19 protein-coding genes are annotated in these 21,752 nt (G+C 39.3%); 3 read left to right on the forward strand and 16 right to left on the reverse strand.

Features of this window, described 5'->3' with window-relative positions; all coding sequences use genetic code 11:
- Window positions 1-125: 125 nt before the first annotated feature.
- Window positions 126-1,361 (reverse strand): alanine--glyoxylate aminotransferase family protein, encoded by a 1,236-nt coding sequence (locus MHB69_RS15535; RefSeq protein WP_342495752.1) that lies wholly within the window; start codon window positions 1,359-1,361, stop codon window positions 126-128.
- Window positions 1,362-1,532: 171 nt separating this feature from the next.
- Here MHB69_RS15535 and MHB69_RS15540 point away from each other — a divergent pair, with 171 nt between their 5' ends.
- Entirely contained in the window at window positions 1,533-2,411 is an 879-nt protein-coding gene (locus MHB69_RS15540) for an endonuclease (RefSeq protein ID WP_342495753.1), read from the forward strand.
- 13 nt (window positions 2,412-2,424) lie between these two features.
- On the opposite strand, the gene MHB69_RS15545 is transcribed toward MHB69_RS15540, so the two are convergent.
- The 10 genes from MHB69_RS15545 to MHB69_RS15590 form a co-directional block, all read right to left on the reverse strand.
- The gene (locus MHB69_RS15545) at window positions 2,425-3,168 is read right to left on the reverse strand and encodes an IucA/IucC family C-terminal-domain containing protein (protein WP_034282655.1); all 744 of its coding nucleotides are present in this window, start codon (window positions 3,166-3,168) and stop codon (window positions 2,425-2,427) included.
- Between the two features lie 21 nt (window positions 3,169-3,189).
- Window positions 3,190-4,227, reverse strand: a complete 1,038-nt coding sequence (locus MHB69_RS15550; RefSeq protein ID WP_034282658.1) for an iron ABC transporter permease — start codon at window positions 4,225-4,227, stop codon at window positions 3,190-3,192.
- Window positions 4,220-5,236, reverse strand: a complete 1,017-nt coding sequence (locus MHB69_RS15555; RefSeq protein ID WP_034282660.1) for an iron ABC transporter permease — start codon at window positions 5,234-5,236, stop codon at window positions 4,220-4,222. Before MHB69_RS15555 ends, MHB69_RS15550 begins: the two co-directional genes overlap by 8 nt.
- A 73-nt stretch (window positions 5,237-5,309) precedes the next feature.
- A complete protein-coding gene (locus MHB69_RS15560; RefSeq protein ID WP_342495754.1) occupies window positions 5,310-6,263 on the reverse strand; it encodes an iron-siderophore ABC transporter substrate-binding protein in 954 nt (317 codons plus the stop codon).
- A gap of 139 nt (window positions 6,264-6,402) precedes the next feature.
- Window positions 6,403-7,311: an alpha/beta fold hydrolase gene (locus MHB69_RS15565; protein ID WP_342495755.1), complete on the reverse strand. Its 909-nt coding sequence runs from the start codon at window positions 7,309-7,311 to the stop codon at window positions 6,403-6,405.
- A 65-nt stretch (window positions 7,312-7,376) separates the two neighbouring features.
- Window positions 7,377-8,288, reverse strand: a complete 912-nt coding sequence (locus MHB69_RS15570; RefSeq protein WP_342495756.1) for an alpha/beta hydrolase — start codon at window positions 8,286-8,288, stop codon at window positions 7,377-7,379.
- Between the two features lie 319 nt (window positions 8,289-8,607).
- Window positions 8,608-9,408: an HAD family hydrolase gene (locus MHB69_RS15575; RefSeq protein ID WP_061110044.1), complete on the reverse strand. Its 801-nt coding sequence runs from the start codon at window positions 9,406-9,408 to the stop codon at window positions 8,608-8,610.
- 195 nt (window positions 9,409-9,603) lie between these two features.
- Window positions 9,604-10,032: a phosphate-starvation-inducible protein PsiE gene (gene psiE / locus MHB69_RS15580; RefSeq protein WP_041115758.1), complete on the reverse strand. Its 429-nt coding sequence runs from the start codon at window positions 10,030-10,032 to the stop codon at window positions 9,604-9,606.
- 37 nt (window positions 10,033-10,069) lie between these two features.
- A complete protein-coding gene (locus MHB69_RS15585; RefSeq protein ID WP_061110045.1) occupies window positions 10,070-11,377 on the reverse strand; it encodes a HAMP domain-containing sensor histidine kinase in 1,308 nt (435 codons plus the stop codon).
- Complete coding sequence (locus MHB69_RS15590) at window positions 11,364-12,059, reverse strand: response regulator transcription factor (protein ID WP_061110046.1); 696 nt, start codon at window positions 12,057-12,059, stop codon at window positions 11,364-11,366. The genes MHB69_RS15585 and MHB69_RS15590 overlap by 14 nt, the downstream gene beginning before the upstream one ends.
- A gap of 250 nt (window positions 12,060-12,309) precedes the next feature.
- On the opposite strand from MHB69_RS15590, the gene MHB69_RS15595 reads away from it, so the two are divergent.
- Window positions 12,310-13,515, forward strand: a complete 1,206-nt coding sequence (locus MHB69_RS15595; protein WP_342495757.1) for a DUF418 domain-containing protein — start codon at window positions 12,310-12,312, stop codon at window positions 13,513-13,515.
- Between the two features lie 78 nt (window positions 13,516-13,593).
- Here the strand turns inward: MHB69_RS15595 and MHB69_RS15600 are convergent, their stop codons facing one another.
- Window positions 13,594-14,526 carry a WYL domain-containing protein gene (locus MHB69_RS15600; RefSeq protein WP_061110048.1) on the reverse strand — a complete coding sequence of 311 codons (933 nt, stop codon included), beginning with the start codon at window positions 14,524-14,526 and terminating at the stop codon, window positions 13,594-13,596.
- Between the two features lie 82 nt (window positions 14,527-14,608).
- On the opposite strand from MHB69_RS15600, the gene MHB69_RS15605 reads away from it, so the two are divergent.
- Window positions 14,609-15,253: an NAD(P)H-dependent oxidoreductase gene (locus MHB69_RS15605; RefSeq protein ID WP_342495758.1), complete on the forward strand. Its 645-nt coding sequence runs from the start codon at window positions 14,609-14,611 to the stop codon at window positions 15,251-15,253.
- 166 nt (window positions 15,254-15,419) lie between these two features.
- Here MHB69_RS15605 and MHB69_RS15610 read toward each other — a convergent pair whose 3' ends face one another.
- The 4 genes from MHB69_RS15610 to MHB69_RS15625 all read right to left on the reverse strand — a co-directional run bounded on the left by MHB69_RS15610 (window position 15,420) and on the right by MHB69_RS15625 (window position 21,590).
- The gene (locus tag MHB69_RS15610) at window positions 15,420-17,276 is read right to left on the reverse strand and encodes an alpha/beta fold hydrolase (protein WP_342495759.1); all 1,857 of its coding nucleotides are present in this window, start codon (window positions 17,274-17,276) and stop codon (window positions 15,420-15,422) included.
- Between the two features lie 57 nt (window positions 17,277-17,333).
- The gene (locus tag MHB69_RS15615) at window positions 17,334-17,900 is read right to left on the reverse strand and encodes a TetR/AcrR family transcriptional regulator (RefSeq protein ID WP_342495760.1); all 567 of its coding nucleotides are present in this window, start codon (window positions 17,898-17,900) and stop codon (window positions 17,334-17,336) included.
- 787 nt (window positions 17,901-18,687) lie between these two features.
- Complete coding sequence (locus tag MHB69_RS15620) at window positions 18,688-20,307, reverse strand: DNA methyltransferase (protein ID WP_214755393.1); 1,620 nt, start codon at window positions 20,305-20,307, stop codon at window positions 18,688-18,690.
- Between the two features lie 17 nt (window positions 20,308-20,324).
- Window positions 20,325-21,590, reverse strand: coding sequence for a DNA adenine methylase (locus MHB69_RS15625; RefSeq protein WP_214755392.1), 1,266 nt, complete (start codon window positions 21,588-21,590; stop codon window positions 20,325-20,327).
- Window positions 21,591-21,752 lie beyond the last annotated feature (162 nt).

The raw sequence follows: 21,752 nt of genomic DNA on the forward strand, positions 1-21,752 counted from the left end.
GATGACAAAAATGGTGAGAACTTCTCCAGTATAGCGATAACCTCATCTATAAGTCTAGTTTTTCAAAAATTAGCGTTCTTTTCCAAAATAAAAACACCCGCCAATGGCGGGTATTTTAGATATCGTTATTCAGCTTGTTCATAGATAGAAAGAGCCGCCTGAAGCCCTGCTCCGCAATGGATAGACGCACCATGTTTGATGAGGATCGCTTCAAGCCCTGCTAACACAAACAGCACATTTTCCTTTCGGCAGCTGTAGCCCATTGTCCCAATTCTCCATATACGGCCGGCAAGTGGTCCAAAGGAGCTTGCAATCTCAACCCCAAAATGATGGAGCAGGTCGGCACGGACCGCTTCTCCGTCAATACCACTTGGAATGACAATACAAGTCACAACCGGCATTTTACAATCTGGATCACCAAACAATTCAAGCCCCATTGCTTCAAGACCTTTCATCAAGGCTTTCTCATGAAATGCGTGCCTTTGAAAACGTTCAGACAGCCCTTCTTCCAGCACAAGACGAACCCCTTCTCGCAGTGCATAGAGCATCGTTGTCGCTTCTGTATGATGATTTAATCGTCTTGGGCTCCAATAATCCTGAAGCTGGCTTAAATCAAAATAATTGGTTTTGATTGGAGAAATGTCCATTTGTTTTTGTAATTCATCCTGTGTCGCAATGCCTTTTTCTACTTTCTTTCTCGATTCAATGACAGCTGCGACCCGGTCATTATACGTAATAGGTGACATACCTGATGGAACAGATAAACATTTCTGCGTGCCGCCAATCGCCGCATCAATTTTCCATTCATCCACTTTTACCTCGACACCGCCAATGGTTGCCACAGCGTCTACAATGAACAGCGCATCAAGAGCCCGGCATGCTTGCCCGATTTGCTTGAGCGGCTGTAATCGCCCGGTGGATGTTTCCCCATGAACCATGGCAACGATTTTAGGCTTGACCTGCTTTATTTCTTTGATGATGTCTTCAGGGTCAAAAACCGTCCCCCATTCACATTCCATTGTATGTACCTCAGCACCGTAGCGCTGTCCTATTTCAATGAGCAGGTGACCGAAACGGCCAAAGACAGGCACAAGCATTGAATCTCCCGGCTCAATCACACTGGCGAGCACAGCTTCAAGCCCTGAACGGGACGTACCGTCAATTGGATAAGCCCATCTGTTTTCTGTTTGAAAAAGTGACCGCAATAAGGTCATTGTTTCATTCATAATGTGTGTAAATGCTGGATCAAATTGACCGAGAATAGGCGTGCTCATTACACGGAGTACTCTCGGGTCTACTTCTACGGGTCCCGGTGTCATAATCGTTCTTGAAGGTGTTTGCAGTTCTTTCACGTGATCCATCCTCTCCCTTGCTGTCCATCCTTATAAGCCCACTTATACAGGAATGCGCTTAAAATAGCAATCTCTTTTCCTACGAACTTATTACATAAAATTTACGAGAAATCCATTTATTTCTTCATGGCAATATGATAGAAATAAAGAGAATACATTCCCTATCAAGGAGGAAATCGAATGAAAAGAACTTTATTTGGAACTGTGGCCGCCGGAATCATGATATTCGGCACATTCGCCGCCCCGCTGCCTCCAGCTGCAAATGCTCAAGTTTTCAATCTGAGTGAACCTAGTCAAACGATCACCTTTTCCCCGTTACAGCTTCAAAACGAAACATCTGCACAACAAACGCAAACTGCCGCCACAAGTCAAATCGATTCCTATTACCAATCTGCTGCTGGCAAGTCAGGACCCGCTCTTAAGAAAGCCTTACACGATATCATTGATGATCATACGCAGCTCTCCTACAGCCAGGTTTGGAATGCATTAAAGGAAACAGATGAAGACCCCAATAACCCAAACAATGTGCTGCTGCTTTATAGTGGTGCCTCCCGCTCAAAGCAGTCGAATGGCGGAAATGTGGGCCAGTGGAACCGGGAGCATGTCTGGGCCAAGTCTCACGGCAATTTCGGGACAAGCCAAGGGCCTGGGACAGATCTCCATCACCTTCGTGCGACAGATGTGCAAACGAACAGCACACGCGGAAATTTAGATTTTGACACGGGTGGTAATGAATACAAAGGAGCGCCGGGCAACTTCTACGACAGCGACTCATTCGAACCTCACAGCCGGGTCAAAGGAGATGTCGCGAGAATGCTCTTTTATATGGCGGTTCGCTACGAAGGCGATGACCGCTTTCCAGATTTAGAATTGAACGACAAAGTGAATAATGGAAGCTCTCCCCTTCACGGCAAAATGTCTGTACTTCTCAAATGGCACAAGCAGGACCCAGTCGATCAAATCGAACGGAACCGCAATGAGATTATCTATCAAACGTATCAGCACAACCGCAACCCTTTTATTGATCATCCTGAATGGGCAAGCGAGATTTGGGAATAAAAAAAGGGCACTGCTACGAGCAAGCAGTGCCTTTCTTTTGTTCAAGCGGACAAACAAGACAATAATCGAGACTCTCCGATTTTTTCTCAAGCTTATAATACATACAGCAGGTCTTCCGGTTGGATGTTTCTAGTAAACTGTCGTCTAGGTTTAGGCTGTGCTGAAATGGATTTTGCTGAGCTCCGAATACATCACCAGCCGCTTGCTTCAGATACAGATAATCCTCCCGCACACGCTGCTTCACCGCAGGTTCTTCCGCTTCCCGCATCATGCTTCGATAAAGAGAGTTGATTCGTACCGCTACATTTTCCCATAAAATACGATAAGAGAGTTTTGATGTGCGGTTCAGCACGTCTAAAAGAGGCGTGACACACTCCGTAAACAGTGCACGCACGACCTTCTCTCTCCACTCATGCCGGTCTCCTTCTAGTGGAACAAACGAAGACGCCGTCTCATCCAATTCAATTTTCCGATCCTCTCTAAATGCACATGCTGCTGGTGGAAACTGATAGACACCGTCATACAGCGTCATCAAGTATAAAGAGGAACTGACGGCTAAGTAGGCGTACCGCTTTGAAAACATAGAAGCTGCTACCGCCAGATTCGGTGCATGCATCGCTTCCTTTTCAGCTTCTAATAAACGCATGACGGCTGCTTCTGAAAAAAGCGCAGCAAGTGTGCGATCAGATGTCATTGGTCCATTTGTGATGTGTACCCCAAAATCAAGTAATTCTCTCTCAACCCACTCTGGCCTCATATCAAAACCCCCATCTTCTGTTTATCGATTTCGCTGTTGATATAACAAATAAATAAAGAATGGTGCACCAATGGCCGCCGTAAATACACCTGCTGGGACGTCTAACGGTAGAAATGCGGTTCTAGCCACAAGATCAGCCAGCATCACGAGAATACTTCCAACAAGCGCAGATGCTGGGACAAGTGCTATGAAAGAACGGCCAATAATCATCCGTGCAACGTGCGGCGCCATGAGTCCAACAAATTCAATGCCGCCTGCAAATGCGACTGCAACACCAGCCAATGTCACACTCATCAGGAGAAAGAATAATCGTTTCGCCTGCACTTTTACCCCGAGACCTGTTGCAAGATCATCGCCAAGTTCTTTTACATTCATCGTTCTTGCTAACACCATGACAATCGGTAAAATGATCATCACCCAAGGAAGCATCGCAGTGACGTCTTTCATCGTAGAACCATATAAGCTGCCCGTCAGCCAGATGTATGACTTTGTCGTTGTCATCGTATCACTAAGTACAAGCGTAAACGTCACACATGCCTTCATAATGGCAGAAATCCCGATTCCCATCAGGACAAGTGTGATCGGCTTGACCCCTTTTTTCCATGAAAGCAAATAGATCAGGCACGATACTGCAAAAGCACCCGCAATCGCCCATAAGGATTGATAAGCAATGGGCACAGTACCCATCCAAAAGACAATGAACATAATCGCACCAAACGAAGCACCACTTGTAATTCCAATGATGTCAGGTGATGCCAGCGGGTTGCGGATCAATCCTTGCAAAATAAGCCCTGATACCGCAAGAGCGGCTCCGACTAAGACAGCCAGCAGCGTTCGTGGAATCCTCAGCGTATTTAACACAAAGGAATTCCCCTCTCCCTGACCGATTAAATGAAGCAGCACATCGACCGGCTGAATGAACCGGCTTCCCATACTGAGACTGAGAATAAATAAACAAAAGGCAATGGCCGTCAATAAAAGTAAAATCAAAAATGTCCGCTTTGAAAATTGAAATGAAATGCGCCCGCCTTTAGAACGCACTGTATATGTTTTAGCCACCTGTCTTCAACCCCTTGCGCACGAGATAAACAAATAGAGGCGCTCCTGCTACCGCCGTCATGACACCAATGGGCACTTCCTGCGGCATGATCAGAAAACGAGCCGCCAGATCCGCGGCAAGTAAAAGCGACGCCCCCACTACGGCACAATACGGCAGTACCCAGCGGTGGTCAGGCCCGACAAGCTTTTTCACAATATGCGGCACAAGAAAACCAACAAAACCAATTGAACCAGCAACAGCGACGGAACCACCTGCTAAAAAGACAACGAGTACACCCATCGTTATTTTCAGCAGCAGTGTACGCTGGCCAAGTCCTTTGGCAATATCGTCTCCCGACAAAAGAACATTAATAGAACGTCCCAGAAGCAGCGCCACAATAGTCGCACCTAAAATATAAGGCAAAACAGGGATTAACATATCAATGCTTCTTCCAGACACTGAACCAGCCATCCAGAACAGAATACTTTGAATCGACTGTTCATTCACGATTAAAAGACCTTGTGTAAAAGACGCAAACAGTGCAGATATCGCCGCACCTGCAAGGACAATTTTGACCGGCGTCAATCCATCTCTTCCAATGGAGCCCAATAGAAAAACGAGCATCCCAGCAATCGCTGCGCCTAGAAAGGCTGTCCACATATAGCCTGTTAACGACTCTGTTGAAAAGAAAACAATCGAAATCACGATAAAAAATAGCCCGCCTGCATTAATTCCTAATAAATCAGGCGCCGCAAGCGGATTTCTTGTCAATGCCTGCATGAGTGCACCTGAAATCGCCAGGCTAGATCCAACGACCGTTGCGATTAAAGCTCTTGATAATCTGGATGTCATGACAATGACACTGTTTGGATCCGATTCATCAAATTGAAGAAAAGCATGGATGGTGGCTTTGAGGGAAATAGAGGTTTGCCCAAGGGAAATACTGAGCATAAAAAAGACCAACATCAATACAATGAATCCAGCAAAAAGCAGTGCCTTGCTTGAATCCTTTTTTAATAAACTTCTCATCTGATTCCCGCTTTCAATCTGTTATGGAAAAAAGGAGAAAATGGTATGTTCACATTTTCTCCTCTGTTATGTCTTATTTATCAATTCCTAGACGATCGTAAATATCATCAAGCATCATGTTTGCTGCGATAATACCGCCGCCCATGTTCCAAGTGATTTCATCTACTTTATGCACTTGTTTCGCTTTCACTGCGTCAAGCTGCTTCCATAAAGGATGACTTGTCCACTCTTTATATGCTTTTGCAACTGCTTTATCCTTTTCATCCATAAAGTAATAGATCACATCTGCATCCATTTGCGGAATGCTCTCTTTATCTGTAAGTGTAATGATGTCTTGCTTTTTATCTTTGACATTCTTAGGTCCTTCAAAGCCTAGCTCTGTTAAAATGGACCCTGCGAAACCAGTTTGATAGATTCTAGCATGATCTGCACGGAAGTTCACCACAGATACACTCATCGGCCAGTTTTTGATGTCTTTTTTCGCTTTTTCTTTGAAATCAGCGACGCGGTCATCCCACTTCGTCAGCAATTCTTTTGATTTGTCTTGCTTGTTTAATGCTTCACCCATTAATTTCACTGTGTCTTTAAAGGTGAACACTGTTTCTGTTGCAACAGTTGGAGCGATTTCTTTCAGCTGATCAAAAATTTGCTCGTGGCGGATTTTCGATGCAATGATCAAATCAGGCTTGAGCTTTTCAATTTCCTCTAAGTTTGGCTGTGTTTCCTGCCCAACAATTTTAACATCCTTTAAGTCATCTCTTAAATATTTATACGTAGGTGCTTCAAGCCATGATTCAACAACACCTACTGGTTTAATGCCCATAGCGACTGCTGCATCCGTTGCTCCTTGGTACAGTGTCACCACACGTTTAGGCGATCCTTTAATTTCAGTTGAACCGATAGCGCTTTCAACGGTTCTTGTTTTCTCTTTACTATCTGACTTGCCGTTACTGCCATTGCTGCCGCAAGCTGCAAGTAAAACGATGGAGAGCACAACTAAAAGCGACCAAAAAGATTTCTTGAACATGTACCTCACCTATCCATTCTATATGTAGTCATATCGTTTGATAACGATTCTCATTATCACACTATGATTTTATCATAGAAAAGGATGGTGTCAATGTAAATTTTTAAGAAAACGGGAGAGTGTTGACTAGTTGTTCATGCTAAATAGAATGATTCCACACTTGGATAGTTCCTCCAATCTGTTTTCCCACTTCTAGTAGAATCGACAAATGAGTGTGTCCATCCAGCACTTGATAGACTGATTGTTGTTGGATCGATTCATTTGGCAGCTCATGATAGGCAGGAAATTTTTCTATATCAAACAGTTCATCCTCGCTGCCTACTAACATCGCATATGGCCGATCCATTCTCGCAAATTGTTTTTTAGGTGCTGATGGGGTTAAGGCAAAAGATAGTTTGACGGTGATGGCTGTCAATAAAAGCGGATCCTGCTCGACTGCCCATTTTGGATAATGAAAACGTACGGCTTCATAATGACCCATCATCATTCCTTTTGTCATAGCAGACAGAACGAATTTCCATACTTGAACGGCCGCAAAAGGAATTTGATCTGGCCTCGCAGTATCTGATTGATAGCCAAATTCAGGTGCAATAAAAAAGTAGCCATCAACCTCTCTTTTTTCTTGCCAAGATAGATAGTTTAACAGCAATCCCGCTCCAGATGAATGACCGCAAAGATAAACGGCTCCTTTATGCTTCTGTTTAACCGCATCCACGATCTGCGAAATATCCTGCCACACATCCGTGATATTAGGTGTATCACCCTTTTTTCCATCCGAATGGCCGTGACCTCTTAGATCGAGCAAAAACGTATTCACATGAAATTCATGCTGCAGCGTATGGGCGATATGCTCATAACCAGCCAAACTATGAGCACCACCGCCATGAATTAAGATCACATTGGCCTGCGTCTTCTTTTCTGATAAAAATGGATAATACGCAAGGCTTGTACCATCATGTGATGAAATGTATTGTCTTTCTGGAATATGTACAGGGACTGCCTGCTGCATACTTGCAAACGAGAATGGTTCGGTCTTGATGTCTGTCAATTTTTTCGCTCCTTCAAACAGAAACAAGAATGGCCAGCCGCGCTAGTCATCCTCATTTCTATTTCTTATTCATTGCACTCTTTCAAAGGAAAGGTATTACTTTCAATAATCGCGACAATTTGGTTTAACGCTTTTTTTGCTTCTGGTATAGGGAAGACAGGAAACACGTGATTCATTTTAGGATATTCTATATAGTTTATTGGAACCCCCTGCTTATCTGCCATCTCTTTGAATTTACGGGCATCTGGGAGGAAGAATTCGTGAGTGCCTATAAAAACAGAAATTCGTCCCAGTGACTTGATCTCTCCATAGATTGGACTGACGAAGTAGTGTGTTTCATCCATGTCACCCGCATATCTTTTTCCTGCTTCAATTAATAATGCTAGATTGAGCATTGGTTCTTTTGGAACCATAGCAGCGATATCAGGGTTACTTAATGTAACATCTAGCCATGGTGATAAAAGAATGATATTCCCTGGCTGCGGCAATCCCTTTTTTGCCAAGTATTGAGCAAAGGCTAACGATAAACCTCCGCCAGCAGAATCACCCATGATGACGATATTTTCAGGCGTTCCTTTCTCTAAAAGAGCTTGGTACACAGGAAGGACACTTTCGATCGCATCCATATACTGATGGTTTGGTGCTTTTGGATAAACCGGCACATACACCGTACTATTTAATTGCTTCGTCAATCGGTCTAAAAAACGCCAATGCCAAGTCAAAGGCTGTTCAATATAGCCGCCACCGTGTATAAACAACACTTGATGGTCATCCGGCTGGACATTTGATTTCAGCATATACGTATCGACTGGAAACGAGTGATTTTGAGTGATTTTGTACTTATTCTTAAGTTTTTCAGGCAATTCATAAGGTAATTGATTTGCCCTTCTTCGTTCTTCTAGATAATCATTTACGTTGAGTTTCTTTTTCGTCAAAATAAGCAGCTGTTCTACTAAAAAACTTTGAATACTTCGCATATGATCGACCCCTGTTCATAGAATCATGATGATCGATGCCGATGGAAAGATAAGGCTTCTAAAGCATACCATATGAAGACGTACATCAGGAAAAACCTTTTATCCAGCTGATCACTCACCACAACAAACACTTATTCATTAATGAGCAACTGTTTATTTATTGTTACTCATATTCTACTTTTTAGACGCATGACAATCAATTGTCAATCTGACCCTAACCGTTCATTAATAGACAGATAACGACCGAGTGTTCATCTCGTCAATGTCCAGACATGAAAAAAGACGAACTGGACAAGTTCGTCTTCTTAATTGAGTACGATTAAGGCTGCAAGCTTAGGATTTTTTGAATCGTATGCATGACCCCGCTCTCTTCATTTGAAAGCGTAATAAAATGAGCAGCATCTTTTACCTCTTGGATGGCATTTCTTACAGCAAAACTGTATTGAGCGGATTCCATCAGTTCTAGATCATTACGACCATCACCGAATGCCATCGTTTCCTCTTCTGTCACACCCAATATGTGCTGAAGCTGTTTCACGGTGGTTCCTTTGTGAACGCCAATATTGGCAATGTCGATCCACGTACCCTCTGAAGCAACAACATATACTTGTTCAAAGAATTCACTTATTCTCTCCCTTGTCTGTACGCATTTTGCCTCAGGATCATGAACGGTAATTTTCACAAAGTCATCTTGTATGTCTGCAAAGTTTGATACCTTGAGTACATTTGTATAAGAGCCCGTCACAAATCTCATTTCACTCTCAGATAAATGCTCATTGACCACTGCACCATCTTTCGTACATGCAATGATCGTCTGCTCTTTGCTTATCTCCTCCAGCTTATGGATGATCGATAAACCTAGATCATTTTTTATTAATGATTCATAAACAAATTGCCCATCCTTTTTAATTCGCGTTGCACTATCCCCTAAAATCCAAAAATCCTTTGCATCATCACCAAACAATGCCTCTACTCGTTCACACTGCTTACCCGTACAAGGAGCGAACGCCACATTTTTCTCTTCCATTAATGCTTTTATTTTCTGAAATAAAGCTTGATCAAATGATCCTTGGCGGTTTAAAAAGGTGCCGTCTAAATCCGTAATAATTAATTTAATCATGTTCTTCCTCCAATTCCTTAGCTGAACAAACACTATACGATGAAAATTGTATATGTGTACGTGTCAGTAAGTAAATAAGCCAGGAACATGTTGTTTGTCATCACACATAAAGGCACTTGTTACATGTACATCACACGGTGTTTCATGAATCATTCTATACATAAAAGACGAACGGTCATCGTTCGTCTTCTTTCCTTACTTCACTTCATCATGCTCTTGAGCAGCATTTCTTTTGCTCGCGATAAAGAGTGCACAGGTCATGGCAAGAATGGCCAGCGCCCACCAGAATGTCGATACTGCCTCTTCATGATCAATGATAATCAAACGGATGACAGCTGTGATCCCTATATAAATAAAATAACGAAGCGGAAAATGAAAGTTAGATTTAAAGTATTTAATAATTAAGGCAATAAACTCAAAGTACATAAAGAAGATCAGCAGTTCCCCAAGCATTCCATAATAGCTTTCTCCTTTGTTGAACAGTGTCTTATAAACAAATTGGACAATGTACCATGTTTCACTGATTAAGAGAACGCTTAAAGCGATGGCCAAAAAGAACAAACAGATATTGAGAAGGCCTTGCAAGAGATCAGGTATCTTTTGGAAATTGTTGAATCGTTTCATTGGGCTGTCTCTCCATTCCAGTATATTCATTTGTTTTCTACATTTTGATGTTCCAAAATCGCAGCACGATGTAGTAAACATCGTTCCTTTCTATACTTTCAAACTGCCCGTGCATGCGGGTCATCATTCGTCTGATACTTCGTTCACCAAGTCCATTGCTTTCCGGCGTAACCTTTGTCTCTTTTATCGCATTGCTGACATGGATCTCAAAGATTTCTTGATCGGATAAAAACGTGAGATTGATATCCTTTTTAGGATCTGCGTATTTCCGTAAATTGGACATCACATTATCAAATACTCGGCCAAGCAGTTCGACATTCACATTGATATAGCTGTCAGGCAGCTCTCCTAAAAGATGAACCTTAAAGTTCTCTTGATGCAGGATGGCCACCTGATCTGACAGAAGATCGTAAATCACCTCTTTGACTGCAACGGTCTCAAGCTCAGATTCATGTTCTTTATCCAGCAGAAAATAGGCAAACAGATTGTCAGACAGATTTTTTAATTGCAGTGCTTTCCCGTAGGCACTCGCTATATATTGATCCTTACGGGTATCCGCTCCAGTCTCCTCTTTTTTCGCAAACTCCAGATTCATCATCAGCGACGTCAGCGGTGTCCTCATATCATGGGACATTTCGGTGACCAAGCTGCGGCTCTCTTCTTGCAGCTCATCAATGGCTTGAAGCTTGTCCAAAAAGGCTTTACGCAGATCCTCAATACTTTTGGCAATCATCGCTAATTCATCATGCCCTTTTACCGTCATTTCATAGTCCAGCTCTCCGCCTTCAAGAATATGAATCTCTTGATGAATCGTTTGCAGATAGCGCAGACTTTTGCGAATACCGAGAAGAACAATGAGGAGAAAAATAAGCGTCGCCCCGAGCAGCTCGAGTGTAAAGGCAAGATCGTGGTAGCGAGATGAATAGAAACCGTCCACCATGACGCAGCCTTTACCGTCGCTAAACTGAACCGGATATGAATGATGCTCAGCGTACTGGGTCATCCTTTCTTTTCCGTACGCCGATTCATCGTCAGCGGAATAAATAGAGTCATATTGCAGCACTTGATCCTTGAAGATGGTCAAATTAATGTAATTTTCTTTTTTCACCCACTCGCCAAACGCTTTTCGATCCGTTGAAGACAGCTCATTCTCAGACACATAGCGGCTGAATTTTTGAATGTACTTGGCTGACTCCTGCTCGTAATACTCGTCTGAACTCAAATATCCATCGATCAAATCATTGGTGATCTTTTGCAGCGTCAAAAAGACAATACCACTCACGATTGCAGCCGCCAAAATCAGCAGTGACAGCTTTTTGGCCAGTGTATATTTACGATGTGCCAAATCGGTATCCTCTTCCCCATTCAGTTTTGATATATACAGGACGCGCAGGATCATCTTCAATTTTGGCACGAAGCTTTCGAATATGCACCATCACCGTATTGTTGGAACAATAGAAATAGGGCTGTCCCCACACGCTTTCATAAATATTTTGGGCAGAAAATATTTTGTTTCGCCTGCTCATGAGCAGCTTTAACATCCGATATTCTAGATCAGAAAGCTTAATTTGCTGGCTTTCTTTCCATACTTCATTAAATTCTTCACTTACCCTCAGCTTGCCCCCGACAAGAAACGTATCTTCCTGCTCCCTTTTTTCCTGATAAATGGTATATCTGCGTAATTGTGCAATGACTCTAGCATGAAGCTCATCTTCTGAGAAGGGCTTTGTCATATAATCATCCCCGCCGGCAAGTAATCCTTCAGTTTTATCGAAAGTGCTCGACTTGGCTGTCAGAAATAGAATCGGAACGTTAGATGAGGCTCTTATGTGTTGGCATGTTTCGATGCCTGAGAGCCCCGGCATCATCACATCTAAGATCACCAAATCGAGCGAATCCTCCACAAGCTTCAATGCTTGCTCGCCATTCATCGCTCTTAGCACCTCATATCCTGCACGTGTAAGGGATTCCTGCAGAAGGTCACCAATATCCTGATCATCTTCTACGACTAATATTCGATGGGTCATGTCTCTCACCTCATGTAATGTGATGCTCTTTCTTTTATGTCTTTACTATATATCATCTAGCTATATGAAAAGATACAGCATAAACCTTAACAGTTTATGAATTTGACCATCTGCCATCAATTCGTCACATTCATTTTCAAAAAATTGGATCTTCATAAATTGTTAAGAATTGGGCCGTATATTGATTCATTGTAAGGATCGATGAATTGATCCGCATTACATTTATCATAACAAGAAAAGGAGCATGGATATGAATGCAAACAAAGTAGCACACGGACAACCGATGAGTCTGCGCGAACGGGTTCATTTCTTGGACATTGTACGAGGATTCGCCTTAATGGGGATTATTCTAGTCAATTACTTTTTGATCGTGGATTCAGCCAAGGGATTTGACATGCTGTCAAATGATGTCTTTCACAATGTGGTGAATTGGTTTGCCTCGGGGAAATTCATTACACTGTTTTCCTTTCTATTCGGGGTTGGTTTTATGATTTTTATGGACCGAGCTGCTCAGAAGGTGGACAGCCCGAACAAGCTGTTTGCCCGCAGATTAACCATTCTCTTAGGATTTGGCCTTCTGCATTTGACCTTTGTTTGGATTGGTGACATTTTGGCCTATTATGCAGTCGCTGGCTTTTTATTGCTTTTCTTTTACAAACGCACAGCTAAAACCATCCTATACTGGCTGATTACACTATTTGTGATTCAATTGCTTACACCTTTTTTCACGATGCTGTTCAATACCATGAACACAGCATCATCAGCCAAGCCGGATTTTGCTGATTTCGAGCTGACCAGCCACAACAGTCTGACTTATTTAGCATCAATTAGTGATCGGTGGACAGATATGGTCACAATGGCTTCCAGTTCTTTTTCCACCGTCTATTCTATGTTTTTCATGTTTTTACTTGGTGTGTATTTTGTGAAAATGAAGTTTTTCAAAAACATGGAGGCGAAAAAAGCGATTTGGAATCGCATTTGGATCATTTTTGCTATCGCTTTTCTCATCACCCAAGGCAGTACGATCATAGCAGCGGTCAATCCTTTTGAAAATACACTCTGGATGAACATAGCCTCTGCCCTTGAACAAAACGGCGGATTAACAGGCAGTATGTTCTATATGAGTACACTTGCGATGCTGTTTCTTCACGTCCCTCAGCTGCGTGGTGCTTTGATGGTCTTTACCAAAGTTGGACGGATGTCATTGACCTGCTATTTGCTTCACTCCATCATTGGCACAACACTATTTCTGAAATACGGAGCCGGACTTGCCGATCATCTTCAGCCCGCTGGCACGTTTATGATTGGACTCGGGGTTTATATCTTCCTCTTGCTCTTTAGTACATTATGGTTAAAGCGGTTTAAATACGGCCCGATGGAGTTTATCTGGCGTCAGCTGACGTATGGGAAGGTTGATGATCAACCGAAAACAAATACATTTCATGCAGCGAAGTAAAAAAAAGAGGCGAATTGCTATAATTCGCCTCTTTTAATATGTGAAGTTTTTTGTGATTCAGAGACAATTCGTTTACTTTCAATACTGATCAATCACTTCTCGCAATTGATTCAAATAACTTTCTTTCAATTCATCTGGGTATTCAATTTTCACATGTTTCCCAAAAGACATCAAATAGTGTGTCATATACGATAATTCTTCTTGGTTGTACCCACCCACAATATAAGGAATCTGATCAATGATCTCCAATCTCATATTTGGGTAATGATGCTTCAAAAACTTTTCTTTTCCTTGTTCCGTTAATCGACATTTAAATGAGATATCATGATAAGTTTTTTCGTACTCGAGCTGCAGTTCTTTTAATTCATCCTTCGTAAATGTGTCTCTCATTTCTTCTTCAATCATCATGTCCTTCATAAAGTCACATCTATAGATGCCCCACTTTTTATTTTGAACATCATATGCTTGAGAAAACCAAATGCCATTTCGATAAAACAACTCAAGAAATTGCAGCCTGATCCATTTATTTTCATATTGAGTGTACGTCATCTTCACGATTTGATCTTTCATCATTGCCTGTAAAATCAATTCCAAATGATTTTGTTCACTAACTGGTGCGACATTATAGTAATGAATCACATCCAAAGTCTCCGTAATCATTTGCTTTCTCTCATCAGACATTGTGGCAAACAACTTTTGCCGAATTTGTGAGTAGGATTTTTTAAATGGTGTTGCTGACACCAGGTCTAGCGCTTTAAGAGCGAAAAAAATAGCTTGGACTTCTTCAATATTGAAATAAATAGGAACCAATGGAGATTGATTCACCAGTCGATATCCTCCATGTCTGCCATTTTCAACGTAAAAAGCTAAACCCATTGACTCCAGCTCTTCTATATCTCTTAAAGCCGTCCTTTTAGAAATGCCAAATTCGGACTGTAAGTCCTTTAACTGAAAAGAGTGTTTATCGCTTAAAAAAATAAGTTCTTGGTTTAATCGTTCTGATTTTTTCATTTGTTTTCCCTCTTAAAAGGGTGCCTTCTTTTGTCACCTTTATCATTTATACTCAGCTTATCAAAAGAAAAGGAGCATGTACATGCAAACATTAATCATTAACGCGCACCCAGATTTCACTCATCGAGAAAGTTATTCAAACAAACTGCAAACACTATTTTTAAAACAATTTAAAGAAAGGTTTCCTCATGAGGAACCAACCATTTTACATTTATATGGAACTGAAATTCCTCGTATCGAAAAAGAACAGCTGCTAGGAATTTGGGATAAGCAAGCATCCAAACAAGCATTAACGGCTGCCGAGGAAAAAATCGCCGCTGCTTCATCTGCTTTATTGGCTCAATTCAAAGCACATCATCGAATTGTGATCGTGTCACCTGTTCATAATTTCAATGTGACTTCACGAATGAAAGATTATATAGATAATATCTTTATTGCGAGAGAAACGTTCAAATATACAGAAAATGGTTCTGTTGGTCTGATGACTGACGATTATCGTGTACTTTTACTTCAAGCAAGCGGCTCAATTTTCACAAATCACGATCGATATACACCTATGGAATTTTCACATTATTATCTAAAAGAAATATTTCAAAACTTGATGGGGTTTCATCAATTTCATATTGTCCGAGCACAAGGAACCGCGATTTTAGAGCAAGATGCGATCTTACAATCTGCATCTGATGATATGACGAAAACCTTAGAGGAGTTTTATGCACCTAATTAACCTCTATTTAATCAAAAAGACCCAAAACGAAAAATCGTGCTTTTTTTAATAAAAATCACCTTTTTCGTTTTAGGGTGCTATATAATCTTTCAGTTGATGCGGGCATCGGCGGGACCACAAGCAATGCGATTTTTCAATTACGACATACTTTATTTATCCCACATTCTCAACTGCTAATAAGACTATTTTTTATAACCAATGCTGCCGTTTCACTCGGATGGCTAAGAGGGAAATGATGACCATATGGGACAACATCAACTTTTCCAAAATGCGATGGAGCAGAATATCCTCTGTCATACTCCCCCCAGATAATATGAAGATTATCCTTTCTTACGTCGTTGAATTCCCCTTGATTGTTTTTCAATAGTAACTGGTTAAGCTGAACCGTCGTATTTAAAATTCTAGGAGAAGTAAAGCTGTTTCTGATTTTTTCAATATAATGTTCAGGGATGCTCTCCATCCTTTCAAACAAACCATTACTTAATAAATAACGCTCTATCATTTTAGGAGTTGCTAATTTTAAAGACCATTTGTTCATCCATTGTGGAACATTTAGCGATTTAGCATTTTTTTTAGCAACAGGCGGCTGAAGTAAAGTGATTGAATACTTCTTATCTATGTACCCTTGTCCCAATGCTTCTAGTAAAATAAACGCACCAAATGAATGGCCAATTAGATGTGCACCATTAGCCGCTTTCTCCAATACCTTTTTCACTACATTCAAATAGATATCTAGAAGATGTTTCTCTCGTTTAAATGGAGAACGTCCCAAACCTGGAAGATCCAATATCCATACCGGTTGACCCGTTTTTTCATGAAGCTCTTGTGCTAAAGGAAATAAATCCTCTCCATCACTCAATAAACCATGTAATAAAATAAATGGTTTCCCCTCTCCTTTTAGTTGGTAAAGGGTATTGTTATCGCATAATGTTCGCTCAAATACATGATGATGCTCACCATGTTGATCCATCATTCGATAATCTAGATCAGCTGCTACGGCAGGGAAAAAGTTCATGACACTCGTCTTCTTAAACCAATCGTCTCCCATTATTTTTTTCGCTGAAACATTTGAGAATGTTCGTTTTGTCATAAAATTCAGTCCGTCAGAAGGAATTTTAGTGATTTTGTTTACGCCACTATTCATAACAGCTTTCATTAGTGGCATTGGGACAGAGATTTTTGGTGCCCTCATATTCATACTTTCCGACATCACACTTAATAATTCAGCAATGTTCTGATCATGCTTTTTGTCTTCAACAAGTGTAAATGTTTGAATAGCCGGCTGCTCCATCCTGAAAACCTGCACAATAAACTTCGCAAACTCATCGTTTGAAATCAGTGGCAGCCTATATCCTTTACCTCCAGGAATCACTGGCATGAGCCCTCTTCGCATACTCTTTACAAGCAAACCTAATCCTGCTATCTGCTCTGTACTCCCTGTTTTACTACTACCGACCACAGTTGGCGGATTAATGACAGACAGCGGATAACCTATTGCTGATGCCTGTTGACGGATATAAAGATCTGCTAAAAATTTTGTTCTCTCATATGGATTTTTTATTTTCAAATAGCTGTTTCCTTCTTTAAACACATCAATTGTAACCTTGCTATTTTGATCATCAAAGGGACTCATATAACCAACAACATGAATAAATTGATGCAAGCCCTTCGATTGATGAATACTTTTAGCTAATTCACTCATATGTTTGGCGCCATTTAAAAAGACGGAAGCTGCCTCATTACTTGTCGCTTGAATATCCATGGGGCCTCCTGCGTGAATGATCACATCCGTTTTCAATACCCTTTCCTTATCTTCAGCACTTAGACCTAAATCTATTTTCGTCAAATCACCTTCAACAAAGTGCATCACTGACTCTTTTAAAATGCCTCTTTCTTGAAAAATGCGTGTCGCTTTACTTTTCGACCTCACTAAAAGAAGAATGTTCACATCCTCTTTGGCTAATTCTTCGACTAATTGCTTTCCGATAAAGCCTGTTCCACCAATTAAAAATACTGTTTTCATATGAAGGCTCCTTTTTAGTACTACATAGTACTAATTTGATGTAAAAAAAATGCTTCTTTATCGAAGCAAGTTAAATAAATGATCTGCTGTTTTTGTGATGACAGTGGCATCCTTCAGTGTTTCTGAAATAAATAACGCCCCTTCAAGATTTGTAATAAAAAGTGATGCCACCTCATCAATCTGAATCGTATCTCTGAATTCCCCGTTCTCTAGACCTTGTTTCAGTAATAGAGAAACTTTCTTTTGTAATCCTGTAAAAAAAAGACCTATTTTTTCTTTTATTTGCGTGGCCTGTGCAGGACTTTGAATATAAAGAGTAATAAATGGACAGCCTCCCTGATACTCTCTCGACTGGACGCCTTGTGATAATTGCTTTAAAAACATTTGGATACGATCTTCAACTGAAAATTGGGTCTGAGACATTACGTCGTCTATTGCAGCTTGATACATATCAATCCAATAATCAACGACCCCTTCTAATAATTCCTCCTTATTAGAAAAGTGATAATACACATTCGACTTTGACACTTTGCTTACACGTACCAATTCATCCATACTGGTATAAGCAAACCCTTTTTCTAAAAATAATGTCGCAGCTACTTCAAGTACACGCTTTTGATTCATTAATTTTGCCTTTGTCATAATTAGAACTATACAGTACTAATTTATATGTTGCAAGTATTTATGTTCGTTTAGAGAAAAGTTTGATTCCATTAGAAAATATGATGGCTTAATGATGATGTGATTGGAGGGATGGACCTGACTACATGATCTAGATTAATCTGTCGTTCCATCATGAAGTGAGTAAGCGCCATTTGTTGAGGATAAACACTATATACTTCTGCACACCCACATATAAAAAACACAACGCCATGAAGGCTTTTCATTAACAAGTGGTGTGACTCGAAAATAAATTCCCTCAAAAAGCGTTGTGCATCAATGTTTTGTATTAACCAATAGAGCCTTCCATTTCAAACTTGATTAATGTTGCTCGAAAAGTCATGAAATAATCTATAAAAAGGGCGGTCAAACCCCTATATAAAGGTATTTCGGACTTGGCATGAACTTTGCACGATAAATCAATGAAATAACCGAAGAAAGTCCATTATTTAGCTCGCAGTAATTGCGAGCTTTTTTTAAGCTCACTTTTCTAACATCTTCTCTATCAGCTTTATCTTTTGCTGTTTTATACATGTGAATTACTGTTATACTACATTTGCTTTTGATAGAAGGTTTCAAATTTTTTGTTGCTTGCTTTGTTAGTTTAATTAAGGGTCAAAAGATAATAAATAGTGTTATATCAATAAAAATAAGAGTGCGAAACGCCAAGCGATTTGCACTCTTATTTTGTGAAATTTACCATTTTTTCAGACCATCTGAACGCGTTAGTAACATCTCTTTTTCTTATTTATTACAAAAACCATTTACCCTTTTCTTTGTCCCATTTCACATAAGGTTCAAAAACATCAATAATACTCTTATATTTTGAACTAAGTTCACCTAACCAGTTGTTTTGTATTATATATTCCATTAATCCGTCATCCATCAATTGTGTCGTAGTTAATGAACCTTTATTTTTAAGTTCAAATTTAACATGAGTGACAACATTCTCAACTATTTCATCTAGCGTTTCTGCTTCAATTACTTCGTAGTCTCTTTTTTCATTTATAAAAAATAAAATGGAATCACCTTGGAGTGATTTTTTAGGACTTAGGATATTTTTAAGTGTCAGTTTTTTATAAACATGAACTTGGCCTAAAAAGTGCAACCCGTGTTTCTTCGTAATATTTATTAGCCTGTTCCATACATCTAAATTACTGTCATGAAAATATATGCACATTATTTTTCCCTTTTTAAGTTTTTTGGTTGTTTTCCTAAAGCTCTGGTCAAGTAAATCGAAATAAGATTTTTCATCTTTATTCCTCCCCTTTGCATTGGATATAACAATTTCATCCTCTAGATTGAAATTCAGATCTAAAAATGGATAATATAACTGCATATACTCAGAATATAGCACTTGTCCTAAGTATGGCGGATCGGTTATGACTAAATCTATACTATTATCAGGAATGTCCTCACTATTAAGGTGCTGAGTGCCTTTATTTAATATCAGGTAATTTCCATCATCAGACAGTTCTTTGAAATCTGATACTTTCTTTATTGTTTCATTGAAATTTTTATCAACAAAATCATACGATTCATAAACTAACCGAATTCGTCTTTTAATTACATCAATGGCATTTTTTTCTAAACAATTTTCCTTAGGCGTCCAGAGTGGCCATTGTGAATTAGATTTCAAATCTGTAATTTTTATCAAATGAAGTGAACTCATTAAAATGTATCTAATTATGTCCTGATAATTTCGGTCATCTAAGCTAGCTTCATACCCTAAGATATCATCAATTACACATAATGCTCTTGGTGTAAAAAGTGAAGCTACATTTTGTTCTTCATGAACTGCTAAACGACTATTTGGCACCATCACATAATCACGTATAAATTTATAACCTTTATTTAAAGAAAATTGTTCAACATCAAAAATATCTGGCTCTTTTATAAAGTTGGTTCTGTTTCCTTGATGCTGATAGTGTATTTCCTTAATTATAGGTTCAGCGAATGGTGACTTCCTATCAAATATTACTTTTTTTATAATTCCATGATCATCATTTTCAACTGACCATGTTTTATAATATTTGTTTAACCCATTTACAAAATCTTCAAAATCCTTAAGGAAATTCTCAAGCTTCTCTATGTTTTCTATTTTTTGTAATAGTGTATCCACAATGAAAATCGGTAATTCGTTTATTTCCACACCTACTGACTTACGGTTTAGCAAAACTGACTCAATAATACTTACACCCGAACCCATGAATGGGTCAAATACAATATCGCCTTCTTCAGTAAGTTCTTCAATTAACAAATCACTGATATTAAAAGGTTTTTGTGACCAATACAAATGAGATTGATAAAGAGGGTTACGATTTGTTGGCTTTACCCCTGAAATCTTCTGTTTTAGTGAGTATAAATCCATTTTTCATCCCCTCTTTTCTATGGTGTATACAGTAATAAATATTCGAGTACTTTCTTAGAATTGCTATTGCGATTATTTGAATGACTATAGTCTTGAGTATAGTATTGGAAATCATCTTTAAATACACTTTTCCCATAGTCAATTAAATCTAATATGTTTAAAACATAGCGATTAGTCGGTTGACTATCTGGATCAAAAGGATATGCAAAACTAAATGCAAGTCCAATTTTTTTATTCTTACAATAGTCAAACAGGTGTTTATGATAATCAATCGCTTTTGATTTTTGACTTAAAGGTGACTGGAATCTATTTTCAGTATATAGGCCTTTAGATAAATTCCCCCTGTACATTGTCATTTCTGGATACTGATAATTTACTAACGTATTTAGCAAGTGGAAATACCGAGAATACTGCATATCTGTATATGGTGGATCAGCATAGATGAATCCTACATCATTAAATAATTCCGATTTATTGAATAACAACTCGTCAAAAGTATAATTAAAAACTTTATTACCTTTATCCTCCGTTAAAAAACTAGCAGAATAAAAGTCTGTTACCTTTGAAACAAATTTTTCATAAATCGATACATTTCTTCTTTTAAATAACTTCTCCAAGTTGTTACTTAATCCAAGCGGCTGAGCCATGTGACCGTCCTTACTAAAAACCGCTTCTTTCATTGCATAAAACAATGCTGAAAGGAGCATATTTTTAGTTTTAACATTTATGTCAGCTTTCTCTAGTGCATACCTTATGCTGTCTATTTCCACAGATTGATACACGCCAAAATAATTCCCCGAATAGTAACTAGTAAAAAGGCAATAAAAAGGGAGTGTTCTCAACGTTTCAATAGTCACTTCCATATTATTCAAAATCACATTTCCCTTCCATACATTAGGGAAAGACATATAAAACTGTTCAATCTCATCAAATTTTAAGGACTCTAACAATTCTTTTTCTTTATTAATCCAATCGCTATATATACTTATTAATTTCAGCTTATTAAAATCGCTAAAATGATCCATTTCTTTTAATAATTCATCAATCTTATTGTTAGGTTGGAATTTTAATAACGCATTTAGTATTACAGATGAATACTGTTCTGAATCATTTGCATATACTTTAAATCTATCTTTATAAAAGTATGAAACCGCTCCACTACCAGCGAATATATCAAAAATTGCCTTATCTTTCGGAATATGGCTAGTTATATATTCATCAATAAAGCTTAGCAAGTTACGTTTACTGCCTGGATAATTAAGTATTGGGAATTCTTTTTTCATTGTTCCACCTCTAGTCTTCAAACAATCATTATATCTTAAAATTCTACAACAATAAATCATTTTCCTCGAATTGTTCATTTTCCTTAAATCGATCATACCACGAAATTCCACTATAAGTAACAAATAATCGTTGCTATTTGAAATAAACTGATAACAACTTAA

The sequence above is a fragment of the Bacillus sp. FSL K6-0994 genome (genome assembly GCF_038630815.1).
Classification (GTDB): domain Bacteria; phylum Bacillota; class Bacilli; order Bacillales; family Bacillaceae; genus Bacillus; species Bacillus safensis.